This window comes from Aeromonas sp. QDB62 (assembly GCF_027705695.1).
Classification (GTDB): Bacteria; Pseudomonadota; Gammaproteobacteria; order Enterobacterales; family Aeromonadaceae; genus Aeromonas; species Aeromonas allosaccharophila.
This window is the reverse complement of the sequence record NZ_JAPDCD010000016.1, coordinates 16184-28597: the sequence shown is the minus strand read 5'-3', so window position 1 is coordinate 28597 and position 12414 is coordinate 16184. Positions and strand designations below refer to the sequence as shown.

At 54.6% G+C, this 12414-nt stretch carries 9 protein-coding genes; 8 read left to right on the top strand and 1 reads right to left on the bottom strand.

The annotated features are described in order from the left end of the window. Positions 1 to 13: 13 nt before the first annotated feature. Positions 14 to 928 carry a WYL domain-containing protein gene (locus OKC27_RS09855; protein WP_024945971.1) on the bottom strand — a complete coding sequence of 305 codons (915 nt, stop codon included), beginning with the start codon at positions 926 to 928 and terminating at the stop codon, positions 14 to 16. A 102-nt stretch (positions 929 to 1030) separates the two neighbouring features. Between OKC27_RS09855 and OKC27_RS09850 the strand changes: the two genes are divergently transcribed. From OKC27_RS09850 to OKC27_RS09815, 8 genes are all read left to right on the top strand, one after another. Beyond that, the gene (locus OKC27_RS09850) at positions 1031 to 1252 is read left to right on the top strand and encodes a hypothetical protein (RefSeq protein WP_182939011.1); all 222 of its coding nucleotides are present in this window, start codon (positions 1031 to 1033) and stop codon (positions 1250 to 1252) included. 15 nt (positions 1253 to 1267) lie between these two features. Next, positions 1268 to 1705: an ADP-ribosylglycohydrolase gene (locus OKC27_RS09845; protein ID WP_231556950.1), complete on the top strand. Its 438-nt coding sequence runs from the start codon at positions 1268 to 1270 to the stop codon at positions 1703 to 1705. A gap of 103 nt (positions 1706 to 1808) precedes the next feature. Continuing rightward, a complete protein-coding gene (locus OKC27_RS09840; RefSeq protein ID WP_270693718.1) occupies positions 1809 to 2300 on the top strand; it encodes a hypothetical protein in 492 nt (163 codons plus the stop codon). Between the two features lie 113 nt (positions 2301 to 2413). Next, positions 2414 to 3598 carry an NUDIX domain-containing protein gene (locus OKC27_RS09835; RefSeq protein WP_024945968.1) on the top strand — a complete coding sequence of 395 codons (1185 nt, stop codon included), beginning with the start codon at positions 2414 to 2416 and terminating at the stop codon, positions 3596 to 3598. Between the two features lie 139 nt (positions 3599 to 3737). Then, the gene (locus OKC27_RS09830; RefSeq protein WP_024945967.1) at positions 3738 to 5612 is read left to right on the top strand and encodes a GmrSD restriction endonuclease domain-containing protein; all 1875 of its coding nucleotides are present in this window, start codon (positions 3738 to 3740) and stop codon (positions 5610 to 5612) included. 29 nt (positions 5613 to 5641) lie between these two features. Then, entirely contained in the window at positions 5642 to 8932 is a 3291-nt protein-coding gene (locus OKC27_RS09825; RefSeq protein ID WP_024945966.1) for an SNF2-related protein, read from the top strand. Continuing rightward, the gene (locus tag OKC27_RS09820; RefSeq protein ID WP_024945965.1) at positions 8932 to 9666 is read left to right on the top strand and encodes a DUF4391 domain-containing protein; all 735 of its coding nucleotides are present in this window, start codon (positions 8932 to 8934) and stop codon (positions 9664 to 9666) included. The genes OKC27_RS09825 and OKC27_RS09820 overlap by 1 nt, the downstream gene beginning before the upstream one ends. Further along, the gene (locus tag OKC27_RS09815) at positions 9663 to 12365 is read left to right on the top strand and encodes an ATP-binding domain-containing protein (RefSeq protein ID WP_024945964.1); all 2703 of its coding nucleotides are present in this window, start codon (positions 9663 to 9665) and stop codon (positions 12363 to 12365) included. Before OKC27_RS09820 ends, OKC27_RS09815 begins: the two co-directional genes overlap by 4 nt. Positions 12366 to 12414 lie beyond the last annotated feature (49 nt).

Below are 12414 nucleotides of genomic sequence, written 5' to 3'. Positions count from 1 at the left end.
TATTTCAGCCAGTTCATGACAGCATATCGGTGCGCTTTAGCTTGAAGCGACATCCCTGTTCAATTAACTCGGTCCGGTTGGCCAACACCAGGGGGTGTTGCAGGGACAGATCACGATGTTCACCGTCATAGCTCACCTGTAATCGCTCTAGGGCATAGTGCAGTAAGGGAATGCGCTGGGTGATCAACAGCTTCCCCTCCACCATTGCGTAATCGCTGGCGATGATGGCTTGCTGAGTGGTGCTGAGCTCGGGGTTGGGCACAACTACTGCAGTGACCTGAGTATTCCATTCCCGATCTTGCTTGCGGCCATGTTCCGACGCATTGAGCAGTTCGGGAGTCCCCCGAAAACGGCTCATCACGAAGTCCAGATATTCTCCCTTCTTCTCGCAGTAGGCGCGTACATGCCAGCGAATGCCGTCATAGACCAGGGTGTGCGGCACGATATTGCGGCCACTTCTCTCTTCTGAACTCAGCGACACATAGTCCACATCCACCCGCAGCTGGCTGCGGGCGGCCTGCACCAGACCGCGCACGATGACGGGCTCGATATGGCGATGGGGCACATCCAGGATCTCGATATGGCCGTAACGCAGATCCATCAGAGGTAGGCTCAAAACCCCAGCTACATGCTGGCGTTGATGTTGTTTCTCCCGGTGCAGCAGCATCAGGTACTCATCCACCTTGCCCTCGCTAAAACGGGGGGCGAACTGAGCGGTAGGTTTGTATCCCTTCAGCCTTTTGTCATACACCAGCCCCTCTGGCGAATAGTCGTTGAGGTAGAGGTTGATATCTCGCGATGCCTGCTGACGGCCGATGTTGAATGCGGTGCAGAGGTGATTGGTGGTGAGGCGGCCTTCCCACTGCAACACGATTTCCAGCAGGCGAAAGCGCAGGGTCTGATCCCAGGTGAGCTCATTGGGGGTCATACGTGCTCCAAAATGCGACATGTTTATGTGATCAGTATCGTCATGAGTATACAGGCTACATATACTGCTCGCATCTGAAGTCTGTGCCAAAGGAGCCTGCTTATGAGCCGCTATCAGGATACTGCCTTGCTCAAAGGACTTTGTTGTCTGGCCACTGCCGAGCAGGTTCACGAGCTCATCACGGTGGTCACAAGGGAAGAGTTAGCAATTGGCTTACCCAAGATAGTGCATGCCAGAGCAGAGTCTGAAGTGTGCAGGTTGGCACGGTTGGCTATGCATATCGAGCAAAATCGGTTGGATCGCACGGACCTGCCTGTCTACTAGGGGAGGGAGCAACTGATGGCTGGCGCTGCCGCCTTGCTGGGTGAGGATGGCAGCCTCGAATGCCAGGATGCCCTGCGGCTGCTGGCGCTACTGCTCGACAAGTTGCTGCGGGGCGGGCGTGGTAGCCAGCAGGCCAAGCTCAATGGGCTCACACTCACAGCCATGGAAAGCCGCGCATTGGCAGCCAACTCTCTGAACACTGGTTCTGTAGTCCGGGGAAGTTGGCGGCGAAAAACACGCAACCAGCTTGGCCATGCAAGTTGGCTCGATGTGGTAGAAGCCGCGCTCTGGTGTTTTTGGCACAGCGATGACCTGAGAGGTGGGGAGGCTCTATTAGGCGTGTTGCTGGGGTCAGATAGCCGAGTGCGCTTGGTCTACGGTATGCTTGCCGGGGCTTTCTATCTAGCAGATACGGCAACCATCTCTGCGAATCCCTCATCTTCATCTGCCTGAAAACACGACATGTGAAAAACCACAGTATCGAGATGGTCAGGCGGGATGGATATAGTCAACCCAAAGAAATCGGCAGTCTATCAGTCAACGATCAGGGGGAGATATGACCTGTAGCACTCAAAATACTAGCTGTGATTGCGAAGGTCCCAAGCGTTATCGCATCAAGGCTGCCCGTTTCCCATCCTGTACCTTAGTGGCTGTTTTGCTGCTGGGGTTATTGTTTCAAACAGTGCAGGCTACCGACTGTACCTACTGCAAAGACAGCCTCGGTAATACCCGCTACCAGTGTGACGATGGCAAGAGCGGCACCCTGCGCAAGGACAGTCTCGGCAACGTCAGAGACTCGCAAAGCGGCACCACCTGGCGCAAAGACTCCCTTGGCAATGTTCGCAGCAGCGAAGGCACCACCTACCGCAAAGACAGTCTGGGCAATGTGCGCGTCAGCAATCCCGGCACCGGCGATACTGTCACCTGGCGCAAAGACAGCTTGGGCAACATGAGATCCTCTGGTGGCACCGTCTGTCGCACCGACTCACTGGGCACGCTGCGCTGTGATGGCAATGGCACGCCGCCTGCCGTTCTACAGACCAAATGAGCACGCTCGCTGCGCATGATACAGGCCTGTGACCCACGCCATGGTCTGACCGCTCGTGAGCTGATATAGAAAGATATTTATCCCTTTGTTCGCCATCAAGAAAGGACTCGATCATGTGGCTGTTCACCAAGTTCGGCTTTTTCTCTATCGTCCAGAAAGATCACGATCAGGACAATATTCTCACCATTCGCAGCCGCACTAGAGGGGATCTCGATCGCCTGCGTAATCACTACCTGCCTTCGCTTTCCTCTTCCAGAGCACATGAGGGAACCGACTACCCCTGGCGGGCCAACGCAAGCGCTGCGGCCCTGAAGGAGGCGATGAGCACCATAGTGCAAGAGATTGATTACTCGAATTTCAAGAGCGAGGTCGGGCTTAGCACCGGCCATGCGCGTGCCAAGCGCTATAGCAAAGTCTGGTCAGCGATGTACGACATGCCGGAAGACCTACCCGAACCCCATGCGACCGATTTTGAGGGGCTACCCTGGTCGCCCCCCAGTTCGTCCAAGAGCAAAGCGGTGGCCTATGGCGGGGTGGTGATCGATCCCCATGGTTATTTGCTGATGCGTGAAGTGAAAAATCATTTCGATGGTTACGTCTGGACGTTCGCCAAAGGTCGGCAGGACAAGGGGGAAAGCCCGAGAGAAACCGCGCTGCGGGAGGTCTGGGAAGAGATGGGGGTCGATGCCACTATCCTTATCCCCATCGCTGGTGAGTTTGCGGGTGGCACCACGCTCAATCGCTTTTTCTTGATGGTGGTGGACAGAGGGACGGTAAACCTCGGTTACGGTAACGATGAGACCGAACGCTTATGTTGGGCGACACCCGCAGAGGCAGAACGCCTGATCGCTCAAACCAGCAACCCTATTGGCCGCTCGCGTGACCTTGCGATCCTCAAGGCCGCTCAAGATAGCCTTCCGAAGATGTTGCCGTTGGCTCGCCCCGTGGCGTGTCGCTCCGACTGGCACAGTCTGCCCATGCCCGCAAGCCGGATAACCGTGCCGCTGGAGACGTGTTACTCCCCCTCGGAGATGGCCGCGATAGTCTGCGGTTCATTGTCGATAAGTCAGGATGACAAGTGGTTTATCTTCTATGAGGATGGTGTATTGCACTGCCACCGCAGTGCGACAGGCATCTGCCTATATCGGGTTTATTTCCAGCCAACTGCAACAGGGTGGCAGGCCAGCCAGGTAGAAATCAACCGACACCCAGGGCAGCACACAGAGTCAAATGACAGCATGAATTTGGCTTTATTGGAATCAATCATGGACGCGCTGCGGCTCATGAGGCCCATCTAGTCGGTTTAAGTGGAAATAAGTTTTGGGGGGATTACCCGATGACCTCCTTGGTGGGGGGGCGTTTGGAGTGGCTCGTCAAGACATTCCTTCTAAAAAAAAGCATAATGTAGAATCACTTACTGAGAATGTTTCGTCTGACATGAGCACTATCACTCCGCACTACCGCAGTGTGCAGCAGTTACTGCAAAGCCAATCTTTTGCCATCGACGAGTACCAGCGTGAGTACAAGTGGGAAAAGGAGAATATCGAAGAGCTGTTGTCTGACTTGCAGGCCAAATTTTTTAGCCACTACAAGCTAGGCGACGAAACCACAGCAGTCAGCAGCTATGGCGAATATTTCCTCGGATCCATCATCGTCAGCAAGCGCAACGGTAAAAACTATCTAATCGACGGCCAACAGCGGGTAACTTCTCTGACCCTGTTGCTCATATGCCTGTATCGTGCAGCCAAGATACAGAAACTATCGGTGGGAGGAACAGTTGCCCCGCTTATCTTTAGCGATAACTTGGGCAAACCCAAATTTAACCTCGACATACCCGAGCGACTGCCCGTCATCAAGGCGCTGTTTGAAGGCCAAGAATTTAATCCAGATGGTAAAGATGAGTCCATTCAGACCATGTACGCCCGCTACAGCGACATTGAATCGAACGATCTGATCGCAGATCTGGGTGATGCACTGCCACATTTCATCTACTGGTTGTTGACCCAGGTAGGCTTGATCGAGATAGCGACGGATAACGACAGCTATGCCTACGCTATCTTTGAAACGATGAATGACCGGGGCAAACCTCTGAGTCCGGTAGATATGTTGAAGGCCTATCTGCTTGCGCCGATTGAAGAACCGGAAGAGCGACAGCAAGCTAATCAGACATGGAAGAGAGAGGTGCTGGAGCTAATCTCTTGGGATGGCAACCACGAACCTGAGCGAGATGCCAATTGTATTAAAGCCTGGTTGCGGGCGCAGTATGCCGAGAGTATCCGCGAACGCAAGGCTGGCTCAGTAGACAAAGACTGGGAGTTGATTGGTTCTGCATTCCACCGTTGGGTGCGTGACCATAGTGACCAGATGGGGCTTGGTAAGTCCCAGGGGAACCAGAAACTGATGGTTGAGAGTTTCCCGTTTTTCGCCAAGGCCTATCGGCACATCCTGCACGCCAGCAAGAATTACACACCAGGTATGAAGGCGGTTTACTACAACGCGCACAATGATTTCACTTGGCAGAGCACGGTATTGCTCGCTCCGCTAGTTGAAACCGATGATGACGATACAGTGAAACGCAAGTTGGCAGTGACAGCGACCTATCTGGACATTTGGTTGATGCGTCGAGTAGTGAATTACGTCCGGGTTGGGTACTCCAGCGTGTCTTACGCCATGTGGTTGTTGTGTCGAGAGATCCGGCGCAAAGCACTACCGGAATTAGTAACCATTCTCAAAAAGAAACTGGCGGATGATGAAGTGACATTCTCCGGCTATGAGGCAAAAGGGCGAACTGGCATTGATGGATTGGGACTCAATCAGTTCAGTCGTCGTTATATTTACCATCTGTTGGCACGGCTAACAGAGGCGACCGAGGTCGGAGCGGGGCGTACCGAGACATTTGATAAATTGGTGGATCGCTCTCTTAAGAATCCATTCGATATCGAGCACATTTGGGCAGACGATTACGACGTACTGAAGGAGCAGTTCAGCACTGAGCAAGAGTTTCAGGATTGGCGCAACCATGTTGCTTCGCTTTTGTTATTGCCTGCAGATGTTAATCGGAGCCTACAAGACAAGCCGTTCCCTCAGAAGCGGATGCACTACGCCAAACAGAATTTTTACGCCGCTAGCCTAGATGCCAGCGCGTATGAACATCAGCCACAGTTTCAGCAGTTTGCAACCCAAAACCAGTTGCCTTTCAAAGCCGCCGAAGTATTTGACAAAACTCAGCAACAGACGCGGCGTGAACTCGTTGTGGGGCTAGTGGAATTGATCTGGTCTCCGGATCGCTTAAGTGAAGCCGCTTATGCCTGACCGATCGCAGCAGCCAAGGTAAGAGACTGATGGAGCTTATTGACAACATTAACCGCCTGCTCGGTGACGACCTTAAACAAACTCTCAAACCTGGGGCTCGACTGAAGATCGCGGCTTCTTGCTTTTCGATGTACGCCTTTGAGGCGCTGAAAGCTGAACTTGAGACAATCGACGAGCTAGAGTTCATCTTCACCTCTCCCACCTTTGTTGCCAACGAAGTTACCGACAAGATCCGCAAGGAGCGTAAGGAATTCCACATCCCCAAGCTCGACCGTGAGCGCAGTCTCTACGGTAGTGAGTTTGAAATCCAGTTGCGCAACAAACTCACCCAACGAGCGGTAGCCAAGGAGTGTGCCGACTGGATACGACGCAAGGCGGTGTTCAAGAGCAATCGCACCAAAGCACCTATGCAGCAGTTTGCCTGCGTGCAAGCCAACGACGCCGACATGGCCTATATGCCGTTGCATGGTTTTACCGCCGTCGATCTGGGTTACCAACCGGGCAATGCCATTTCCAATCTGGTGAACAAGATGGATGAGGCCCCCTTTGCCGCCACTTATCTCAGTCTGTTCAACCAGATTTGGCATGATCCTGAGAAGCTGGAGGACGTGACTGCTCAAATTTGTGAACACATAGCCTCGGTGTATCAGGAGAACTCGCCCGAGAGCATCTACTTCCTGATGCTCTACAACATCTTCAACGAGTTCCTTGACGACATCGATGAAGATGTCCTGCCCAATGATCGCACCGGCTATCAGGACACCCTGGTCTGGAACAAGCTTTTCAATTACCAGAAAGATGCCGCCACCGGGATCATCAACAAGCTTGAGACCTACAGTGGCTGCATCCTTGCCGACAGCGTTGGTTTGGGCAAGACCTTCACGGCACTGGCCGTCATCAAGTATTACGAACTGCGTAATCGCTCAGTGCTGGTACTCTGCCCGAAGAAGCTGGCCGACAACTGGCTCAACTACAACCGCAATCTCAAGACCAACCTCTTCGCCCGTGATCGCTTTAACTACGACGTCCTTTGCCACACGGATCTTTCCCGTACCAGTGGTGAGTCTTTCGGTACGCAGTTGAATCGGATTAACTGGGGCAACTACGATCTGGTTGTCATCGATGAGTCTCACAACTTCCGTAACAACAACGCCTACAAAGAAAAAGAGACCCGTTATCAGGCGTTAATGCGCAAGGTGATTCAAGAGGGGGTGAAGACAAAGGTGCTGATGCTGTCGGCCACACCAGTCAACAACCACTTTGCCGATCTCCGCAACCAGTTAGCATTGGCCTACGAGGGTGACTCTGAAAACCTGAGTAAGAAACTGCGCACGAGCAAATCGGTGGAAGAGATCTTCCGTAATGCCCAAAAAGCCTTCAATGCGTGGTCAACACTACCACCTGAAGAGCGCACCGCACGGGCCATTTTGGACTCGCTGGATTTCGACTTTTTCGAGTTGCTCGACAGTGTCACCATTGCTCGCTCACGCAAACATATCCAAACCTTCTACGACACCAAAGACATCGGTCAATTCCCTGAACGACTCAAGCCTTTGTCGTTCCGTTGCCAGTTGACTGATCGCCCAAATGTGTTGGGCTTTAACGAGATTTTCGAGCAACTTTCCCAGCTTAAGTTGGCCGTCTACACGCCAGCGGCTTACCTGTTGCCAAGCAGAGTCCAGAAATACATTGATCGCTATAACGATCAATCTGGCGGTAAGCATGGCAACCTAAGTCTGGTTGGGCGAGAACAAGGTCTACAGGCGTTGATGACAGTGAATCTGCTAAAGCGGCTGGAGAGCTCAGTAGAGTCTTTCCGGTTGACTCTCCAATCACTGCGGACCAACCACGATGCAATGCTCGCCCGAATTGCAGCATTCAACCAAACTGGCGGGGTTGCAACGGTGGGTGACCTTACCGATATCCTGGATAGACTGGATGCTGAAGAAGACGAACTGCCGACGCTGAGCGATGAAGCCGGGGAGATTGGCGGCAAGGTCAAGATCAGTCTGGCGGATATGGACCTGCTATCCTGGGAACATGAACTCAAGCGGGACGTGCAGATCATCGGTGTGTTATTGGAAGAAATGGGCAAAATCACGCCCAAAGACGATGCCAAGTTACAACACCTGAAGGCCCACTTGCTGGAGAAGATTGCCAACCCCATTAACCCCGGCAATAAGAAAATTCTGATCTTCACCGCCTTTGCTGACACTGCCGACTATCTCTACGCCAACCTTGCGCCCGAGATGCTTGCCCGTTTCTCGATTCACACCGCCAAAGTGACTGGCACAGGAGCGCCTCAATCGACCGTTAAACATCGTGGGCAAAGGCGTAGCTATGACTTCCAAGAGCTGCTAACCCTATTTTCGCCACGGTCCAAGGAGAAAGCGGTAGTGATGCCAGATGAACCCGCCGAGGTGGATCTGCTGATAGGCACCGACTGCATCTCCGAAGGGCAAAACCTGCAAGATTGCGACTACCTGATCAACTACGACATTCACTGGAACCCGGTGCGCATCATTCAGCGTTTTGGCCGGGTCGATCGTATCGGCTCGCCTAATAGCTGCATCCAGCTAGTTAACTACTGGCCCGATATCTCGCTCGATGAATACATCAACCTCAAAGAGCGCGTCGAAAGCCGCATGATGATTGCCGATGTGACGGCAACGGGGGACGATAACGTCCTCTCAGCACAGGCCAACGATGTTTCATACCGCAAAGAACAATTGCGTCGGTTGCAAGAAGAAGTGATCGAACTGGAAGAGTTGAAGACCGGTGTATCCATCACCGATCTGGGTCTCAACGATTTTCGGATGGACTTGCTCAATTACGTCAAAGTCCACGGTGACTTGCGTAATGTACCGAGTGGGATGCACGCCGTCGTGCCCGCCAATCCCGACATGGGGCTCCGACCTGGGGTGATTTTCACGCTGCGCAATCGCAACACCGATATCGGCATTAACCAGCACAATCGGTTGCATCCCTACTACCTCGTGTACATCGATAGCGAAGGAGAGGTCGTCCACGATCATACCGAGATCAAGCGCCTGCTCGACCTGGTGAGAACCTGCTGTAAGGGGCAGGCTCAACCCATGACGGCGGTATGCGATCGCTTCAATCAAAACACTGCCGATGGGCGCAAGATGCAGGCTTATTCCGATCTTCTGGGCGCATCCATTCGCTCGATGATCGAGGTAAAGGAAGAGAAGGACCTCGACAGCCTCTTTGGGGGTGGCAAGACCACGGCACTGACCAATACCATCACCGGCCTAGATGATTTCGAGCTGATTAGCTTCCTCGTTATTCAGGAGGAGTAATGAGCCAAAACGCCAGCTGTCAGCATCCCGCGCTGATTGCGTACCCTAAGCAGGCTGCTTTTGGCCGTGTGTTGCCAAAAAGCAAGATCTACGAACACAGCGGCGCGAACGCCCGGCTCAAAGAGTTGTTTGTCGAACAGGTGGAGCAAATCGTCTGGCAATATAAGCTGGCGCCGGAAACCATCAATCTGCCGTCCCGCGCAGCAGTCCCTGAAATCCAAGTATTCAGTATTCAACTGAAAACCGCTGAATTGCACCAGGATGTATTGCGCTGTATCGACGGTGCGGTGCCTTTCCCCATCATCTTCGAGCTGCACCAAGGTGAAGGAGAGCTAGCACAGACCCAAGTAGTGGCTGCGTACAAGCGCCCGGCCATATCGAGTCGGGGAACGAGTGGGAAGGCGGACACTAGCAGTTGGGTGCTATCGGATTACTTCGCAACCAACTGGTTGCCAGCGACGGCAGCACGTTCTTCTTTGCCACTGGGCATCGATATGGCGGTACTATACGAGGCCTTGCTACAGCGCTTGCTCCCACTCGGTGCCCAACCACAAGAGGCGCTGGCCGATCTGATTGTCCGAGTGGAGCAGGTTGCCGCCAAACGCCGCGTTATCGAGAAGGCCCAAGCGCGCATGGCCCGCGAGAAGCAATTCAATCGCCGGGTAGAGATTAACGCGCACTTGCGGCAGCTTAAAAACGAACTTGAAGAATTGACTGGGAGGGATAATGCATGACGCAGAGCTTGAATGAGGAACCGCGGAAGCATATCGAGCAGGTCGCTGGCGAAGCGTTAGCACAACTCGAGAGCATCGCTGATACGGCCAAGGGGAAGCTGAGCGCTGGGCGAACACTGGGTTCCGATGTACTGGCAAGCATCAACACGATGACATCCAGCTCAACCATGCAGAGGCTGGATCAGATCAACCATGCGAACCATGAAAGCTACCAGGTATTGGTGTCAGAGCCCGCAATCGCTCGCGTAGTAGTTGCCGATGAAGAGGGCAAAGAGAAAATCTACTACATCTGTCGCACAACGCCGGTATCGGGCTTTCCCTATTTGGCCAGCTACCGCGCGCCAGTTGGACGCTTGGCCTCGTTGGCAATTGGCGCAGAGTTCACACTACCCAATGGGAGCGTCGTTGAGGTTCTTGAGCGGGCCCAGCTGAGGCCAAATTTGCTTGCTGATGGGTGGGACTCTCGCGACACAGTTATTGAAGCCGAAAATTTTGGGCCGTTCACTATAGAGTCGCTGCGCGCTCTGCTGACCCAGGTTGTGGGGGAAGACGTTACCGAAGACATTCTTGGTCAATTGCTGGCCGAAGAGAACGTCAAGGCCAACATCATCGATGGCGTTCGCCGCAGCGTCATCACCAAGATGGGACTTCGGGATCAGCCCATCCTCGATCAATACCAGGATGAGATTTTCCGCCTCCCTCTCGACAAGCGCCTGTTGATCCTGGGCCCCCCCGGTACAGGCAAGACGACCACCCTGATCCGACGCCTCGGCCAAAAACTCGACACGGCCTTCCTGGAAGAAGGCGAACAACGCCTGGTTGAAACAGTCGCCTCAGTCCAAGGCATTGCGCACGCAAACAGCTGGCTCATGTTCACGCCCACGGAATTGCTCAAGCAATACCTAAAGGAGGCATTTGCGCGTGAAGGTGTTCCCGCCTCGGATCTGCGCATCAGAACGTGGCAAGACTATCGACGCGAGCTGGCCCGAAACGCATTCGGCGTCCTCAGAACGGCTTCTGGCGGCGGTACCTTTGTCCTGAAAGACGGATTGGCCAGCCTGAGCGAGACAGCACTGGAGCGTCCCATTCAATGGTTTGACGATTTCGACGCATGGCAGCGCAAGGCCTATGTGCAGGAGCTGCATGATGCCGCAACCCAGCTCCACGAAGCCAAATCTCCCGAAGTTCTGAATCTCGGTGCTCGCCTGCAAGACATTTTGTCGCGGGCGGTCGATGGCGCACTGGCGGCGATGTTTAGCTCGCTGGCGGTGGAGATTGCCAAAGTACAGGCACTCGTCAGCAGCCTGAAGGAAGGCTCCGACGGCAAGATCAAGGCCGCGCTCAACCTGCAGCTCAACCGCAACCGAGCCTTTCTGGATGAGTTGGCCCGCGTGATAGACAGCCTGCAACAGGCGCAAGCAACGGATACGGACGACCAGGACGACCCCGACGCTGATGAGGAGGAAGACGCCACCGCACCACGCACAGGCCGTGCCGCCGCGCTCAATGCCTATATGCAAGCCGTGCGTGCCCAAGCTCGCGCGGCTGCATCCAAGCGCACAGTCAGCAAGGCATCTCGCAACGGCAAGATCATCGAGTGGTTGGGGGATCGTGGTCTGACAGAAGCGGATCGCGCCGAGGTGGGTGCAAGCCTTCTGGTGCAGGCCAGTGCCCGCCGTTTCGTCAACCCGGTCAAGCGCTACCTCGACGGCATCCCCAAGCGCTACCGGGCATTCAGGCGCGAACGCCAACCGGCAAGCACCTGGTATCGCCACGAAGGCTTTGAGGCACGCGACATCCACCCGCTGGAGTTGGACATCGTCTTGCTCGCGATCTTGCGCGCCGCAGGCGACCTGATCAGTCGGCCCAACGTCCAGCGCGACATCGATAGTCCCGCGTGGTCATCACTCCAGACCATCCTTGGGCATTACCGCAACCAGATCTTGGTGGATGAAGCGACCGACTTCTCGCCCATCCAGCTTGCGAGCATGGCGGCGCTGGCGCATCCGCGTCTGCGCTCATTCTTTGCCTGTGGCGACTTCAATCAGCGCCTGACCACCTGGGGCGCACGCTCTGCTGACGACTTGAAGTGGGTCTTCGCCGATTTCGATATCAAGGAGATCACCGTCTCCTACCGGCAGAGCAAGCAGCTGAACGATCTGGCCCGCGCCATGATCCGCGCAGTCGGAGGAACCGAGCAAGACGCCAGCTTGCCTGCGCATATGGACAGTGTGGGCGTTGCGCCAGCCTTGCTGGAACACGCTACCAACGCAGAATCCATTGTCAGTTGGCTGGCGGATCGCATTCGCGAGATTGAGCGCTTTGTCGGTCAGTTGCCATCCACTGCCATTTTTGTGAACACCGAGGACGACGTTGCCCCGGTGGCCAACGCACTGAACGTCGCCCTGGCGGAGCACAACATCCAGGTCATCGCCTGTCGAGAGGGCCAGGCTGTGGGGCAGGAAAGCAACGTGCGCGTGTTCGACATCCAGCACATCAAAGGCCTGGAATTTGAGGCGGTGTTTTTTGTCGGCATTGACCAGCTCGCCACACTACACCCGGCGCTGTTCGACAAATACCTGTACGTCGGCACCACCCGCGCGGCCACCTACTTGGGCGTGACCTGCCAGGGCACCTTGCCATCTGCCATTGAGAGTCTGCGCACGCACTTTTGCCAGGACTGGCAACAAGACGACTGAATATACACAAACGAAATTGAACAAGTGAACCGCCGAGCATTTTTCTAAC

Bases quoted from the DNA above. Each gene is read 5' to 3' on its own strand.
- OKC27_RS09815 (WP_024945964.1), top strand. From the start codon at position 9,663: ATGACGCAGAGCTTGAATGAGGAACCGCGGAAGCATATCGAGCAGGTC.
- OKC27_RS09850 (WP_182939011.1), top strand. From the start codon at position 1,031: ATGAGCCGCTATCAGGATACTGCCTTGCTCAAAGGACTTTGTTGTCTG.
- OKC27_RS09830 (WP_024945967.1), top strand. From the start codon at position 3,738: ATGAGCACTATCACTCCGCACTACCGCAGTGTGCAGCAGTTACTGCAA.
- OKC27_RS09835 (WP_024945968.1), top strand. From the start codon at position 2,414: ATGTGGCTGTTCACCAAGTTCGGCTTTTTCTCTATCGTCCAGAAAGAT.
- OKC27_RS09825 (WP_024945966.1), top strand. From the start codon at position 5,642: ATGGAGCTTATTGACAACATTAACCGCCTGCTCGGTGACGACCTTAAA.
- OKC27_RS09855 (WP_024945971.1), bottom strand. From the start codon at position 928: ATGACCCCCAATGAGCTCACCTGGGATCAGACCCTGCGCTTTCGCCTG.
- OKC27_RS09840 (WP_270693718.1), top strand. From the start codon at position 1,809: ATGACCTGTAGCACTCAAAATACTAGCTGTGATTGCGAAGGTCCCAAG.
- OKC27_RS09820 (WP_024945965.1), top strand. From the start codon at position 8,932: ATGAGCCAAAACGCCAGCTGTCAGCATCCCGCGCTGATTGCGTACCCT.
- OKC27_RS09845 (WP_231556950.1), top strand. From the start codon at position 1,268: ATGGCTGGCGCTGCCGCCTTGCTGGGTGAGGATGGCAGCCTCGAATGC.